General features: G+C 58.2%; 4 protein-coding genes. 3 read left to right on the forward strand and 1 reads right to left on the reverse strand.

Features of this window, described 5'->3' with window-relative positions; genetic code table 11:
• The 3 genes from ACP5J3_RS11625 to ACP5J3_RS11635 all read left to right on the forward strand — a co-directional run.
• Positions 1-504, forward strand: a 504-nt coding sequence (locus tag ACP5J3_RS11625; protein ID WP_428495839.1) for a hypothetical protein, incomplete at its 5' end; no start/stop codon positions are given.
• Positions 501-1,358 carry a hypothetical protein gene (locus ACP5J3_RS11630; protein ID WP_428495840.1) on the forward strand — a complete coding sequence of 286 codons (858 nt, stop codon included), beginning with the start codon at positions 501-503 and terminating at the stop codon, positions 1,356-1,358. The genes ACP5J3_RS11625 and ACP5J3_RS11630, both read left to right, overlap by 4 nt.
• Before the next feature lie 481 nt (positions 1,359-1,839).
• The gene (locus tag ACP5J3_RS11635) at positions 1,840-3,057 is read left to right on the forward strand and encodes an amidase (RefSeq protein WP_428495841.1); all 1,218 of its coding nucleotides are present in this window, start codon (positions 1,840-1,842) and stop codon (positions 3,055-3,057) included.
• A gap of 3 nt (positions 3,058-3,060) precedes the next feature.
• Here ACP5J3_RS11635 and ACP5J3_RS11640 read toward each other — a convergent pair whose 3' ends face one another.
• The gene (locus ACP5J3_RS11640; RefSeq protein WP_428495842.1) at positions 3,061-3,864 is read right to left on the reverse strand and encodes an MBL fold metallo-hydrolase; all 804 of its coding nucleotides are present in this window, start codon (positions 3,862-3,864) and stop codon (positions 3,061-3,063) included.
• Between the last annotated feature and the right edge of the window lie 231 nt (positions 3,865-4,095).

Raw genomic sequence — 4,095 nt, forward strand, 5'->3', positions numbered from 1 at the left:
ATAGGGACGTCGAGATCAGATAAAATTTCCGTATCTCTCGACGTTTATGCCATAGATATTGTGAACAAATCTATTATTAGCAATAAAATAATTGTTCTACCAGTTGGGACTACATATACAATATCAAAATATTATACAAACTCTGAATTGGGAAATATGATAGGAAGTACTATATGCAAAACAGGTAGAACAACATTGACGACGTGTGGAGATTTTGCAGATTTTAGATCAAGCGATGGACGGGGATGGGTAGTAGCTTCCAGTCCTTATTCATCATGTGACTATAGGCCAATAATCGCCGGGGAGGGTGACAGCGGGGGAGTAGTTTGGTATTTTTATGGTGACGGCACAGCAGTAGCCGGAGTGCTCTACAGCATGGACACTGGAAAATGTTGTAGGACGTTTACGACGTGGGACGGAAGTCAAGTTTATGGTTGTGATAATTTCTTCTTCCGTAGTGTTGATACTGTTAATCAAGCTCTCGGAGTAGTGGGGTGGAGATGAGGTTTTTGGTTTTGTTGGTTTTGGGTGGCGTGTTGCTCAGCGCGGGTGTGTTGTATGTAGACATGTCTAGGTATGTGGTTGAGGTTGAGACGGCGTGCGGCCCCTCCTACATATTTACGGCGCCGCTAGACGACTACGTTAATCTCCACAGGTGGCTTGAAGAAGTTGGCCTTGTGGAGAGGTACGACAGCCCTATTCGCAAAAAGGCCAGGGAGGCGCTCGGCGTGAGATCGGAGGAGAATGCAACTCCAGAGCAGTGGAATGCCCTTGTTAACCTCAGCCTCTACATGATGGGCGATAAGCTGAAGGCGGTGGAGGAGGCGCTGAGGAAAGCCGGCGTCGAGGTTTTGGGAGTAGGCCCCGGCTCCGGCAAGCCGCCTATAGACAAGGCAAACAACGGCACTGTAGTCGCCTTTGTCAGGCTGGGCGGGAGGGGGGAGGTTTTAAAAGAGCTGGAGGGGGTGGCCGCCGCATACAACATATCTATAGTCGTGGTGGATCTGCCTAGAGTTAGGGCTTTTGAAGGGAATAAGACTGTGGACTCGGTGCCCGGCCTCGGCGCGCCTGCACACGGCCTGGTTTCCATCACGATCTTTGGCCGTTTTGGCGACGTGGCCTACTATGTAGGGAAGCCGGACGGGGAGACGGTTAGGTCTGTGGCTAGGTATCTACGGGAGAGGGAGCTCTGCGGTGTCGCCGTGGTGTTTGTCCCCAGCGAGAGGTACATCCCACGCCTAGCCCCCGCAGGCGGAGGCGGCCCCGGAGAGCGCCAAAGCCTCCTCCTAGCCGCACTTGCCGCAGTGGCCACACTAGCGGCCGCCGCCCTCCTACTACACAGAGGCTCTAGACGTTAAATCGTCATTCTTTTTCCTACTTCAGGCTTTCTCGTCTCTCAGGCAGGTATATATGGCGTATCAATACTTAATGGGGCTATAGGGGTGGACACATCGATTATAGACATGTAGCCCCCCATCTCCCCGGCACTACAAATGTCTGAGAACCTCCTCTCGTCTGCAAGCCCCGCCGCGGGAAATTTGCCTACTCCATAACGGGGGGAGGGCTGAAGCGCGTCGTCCCCTCACTATGTTAATTCGCTGAGTTGCTTGACATGTGAAAACTGCCTCGAGCTCCACGGCGCCCCGTTCTCACCGCCCGCCTGCGTGTGTGGGCCGTGTTGATTTTTATATTAATTGCTATTAAAATAGTTAAAAACCCGCACTGAGGCCTACCTATGGACTACGTGGAGGCGTTGCTTCGTAGCCTCAACATCCCGGTTGTCAACGCCGAGGAGGTCAAGAGACAGGTAGAGAAGATTTTGAGAGGTCTACAGCTGGTATGAGCGAGGTGGAGAAGAAGATAGCGGAGGCTAGGCGGCGCGCCGACCTGAACTACTTTATCTACCTAAACGAGGGGGCGGCGCGGGAGCTGGAGTCTCTGCAGAGGGCTGGTAGATGCGGGGCGCTGTGCGGCCTCGCCGTCGCCGTCAAGGACAACATCGAGGTGGCGGGGATGCCCATTACGAACGGGGCGCCGTATATGAAGAGGGTGTCCGACAAAACGGCGCCTGTGGTCAGGAGGCTGATGGCCGAGGGGGCCGTAGTAGTCGGCAAGACTAATATGCACGAGCTGGCCCTGGGCGCCACCAACGTCAACCCCCACTTCGGCCCTACCAAAAACCCGCACGACCCCAGCCGCATAACCGGCGGGTCCAGCGGCGGCAGCGCCGGGGCTGTGGCCGCCGGGATGGCCGACCTGGGCATTGGGACGGACACCGGGGGGTCTGTCAGGATTCCGGCCGCCCTCTGCGGCGTCGTGGGCTACAAGCCGCCTTACGGCAAGATACCCACCGAGGGCGTCCTCCCCCTGGCCCAGTCCCTAGACCACGTCGGCTTCATCACGAAGACAGTTGCCGACCTTGTAAACATACTGGCGGCGGTGGGCTGGGGGCCCCGGGAGCTCCCCACTCCCAAGAGATTTAGATTCGCCGTCTTGATGGGGATCACGGAAAACACCCGGCACGTGGAGAAGGCGTTCTGGAGGGCCGTCGCTGTCCTCGAGGCCGTGGGGGGCCTGCGGGACGAGGTCTTTATAGACGCGGGGAGGTACTCGGCGGCCCGCGCCGCGATACTCCTCTCAGAAGCCGCCGCGAATTACTACGACTATTTGAGGAGCTCGGCGGAGCAGATGGGCCGCGATGTCGCCGTCCTCTTAAGCGCAGGCGCCGCCCTCCCCGCCGTCGCCTACGTTACGGCGAAGAGGGTAAAGGAGGAGGCTGTCAGATTTTTCGAAACTCTCTTCAAGAAATACGACGTCGTGGTCACCCCCACCACCGCCACCGAGGCGGTTGAGATTGAGGAGGCCGCCTCCATAGCGGTGAGGCCGAAGCTCCTCGCCTATACGGAGCTCTTCAACCTCACCGGCCACCCCGCCATCTCCGTGCCGGCCCCCACCTCCGGCCTGCCTGCAGGCCTCCAGATAGCCGCCAGAGACGAGGAGGTTCTGCTAGCCGTGGCCAAGGCCTACGAAGAAGAGACAGGTACCACCTCCGGGTAGCGCTCACCCCGGCTTTTTCACGCCGCGTAGATACTCCAAGAAGCCCAGCACCGTGAACCTTAGGTAGAACTCTAGGTAGAGGCCCCCCACCTCCAGCACCTTCGCGACGTTTTCATCCGCCCTCGCCAACATCCGCAACGCCTCGTCGACGGAGAGGTCCAGCCTCCCCTCCAGCGCCTCCACCCACGACTTCACCTGCTCTACATGCCTCCTCAAAACCTCCACATCCCTCGTACAGCCGTAGTGCGGGAAGCACACCGCCTCTGCACCGAGGCCCATGACGCGGCTAAGCGACTGGAGGTAGGCATCCAGCCTAAAGGGCGGGGGTGTGGTGGGTATAACCACGCCCAGCTCTGAGATGTACACCCCCCCGCCGTCCCCCGTGAAGAGGATTTTCCCATCTCTGTAGAAGTACATCACGTGGTGCGGCGCGTGCCCCGGCGTGTGGAATGCGTCAAACGCGTCGAATAGCCTGGCCCCGTCGGCCACGCCCACCGCCTGCTCATTAGGCAGAGGCCTGCCGAACTTCTCCGCATACACCCCCAGCACGGACCTGCTCGACTCGTACAGCTTGGAGGGGTCAACCACGTGTTTCACATACCGCTCGTGGACGTAAGTCGGCTTGCCTATGTGGCCCGCCGAGCCGCAGTGGTCGAGGTGTATGTGGGTACAAACCACAGCGTCCACGTCCAGAGGCTCGTGTAGAGAGGCGGGGCCTGGGTCGACCACCACCCTCACCCCACCCACGTCGAGAACATACGAAGTCACCAGCGGCGCCCCCTCTAAATACTTCGTAACAATCCTCATAAGCGGAGCCACACACACAAGTATTAATACGTTACCCACCACAGAGGCGGCAGCGAGGGATCCGCGGCACGCCGCCGCAGTCCACATATGCTCCGGGATGGCAGAAGCGGTGTTGCTGGCGATTGAGTTGCACAGAGGGCGGGCTTGCCTCAGGCGCCAAGATATATAACACCACCTCCCAGTGGGTATGTGGAAAAGGTGATACATGTGTCTTACATAATTTGGGCTCTG

The organism is Pyrobaculum sp. (assembly GCF_049971835.1).
GTDB lineage: Archaea > Thermoproteota > Thermoprotei > Thermoproteales > Thermoproteaceae > Pyrobaculum.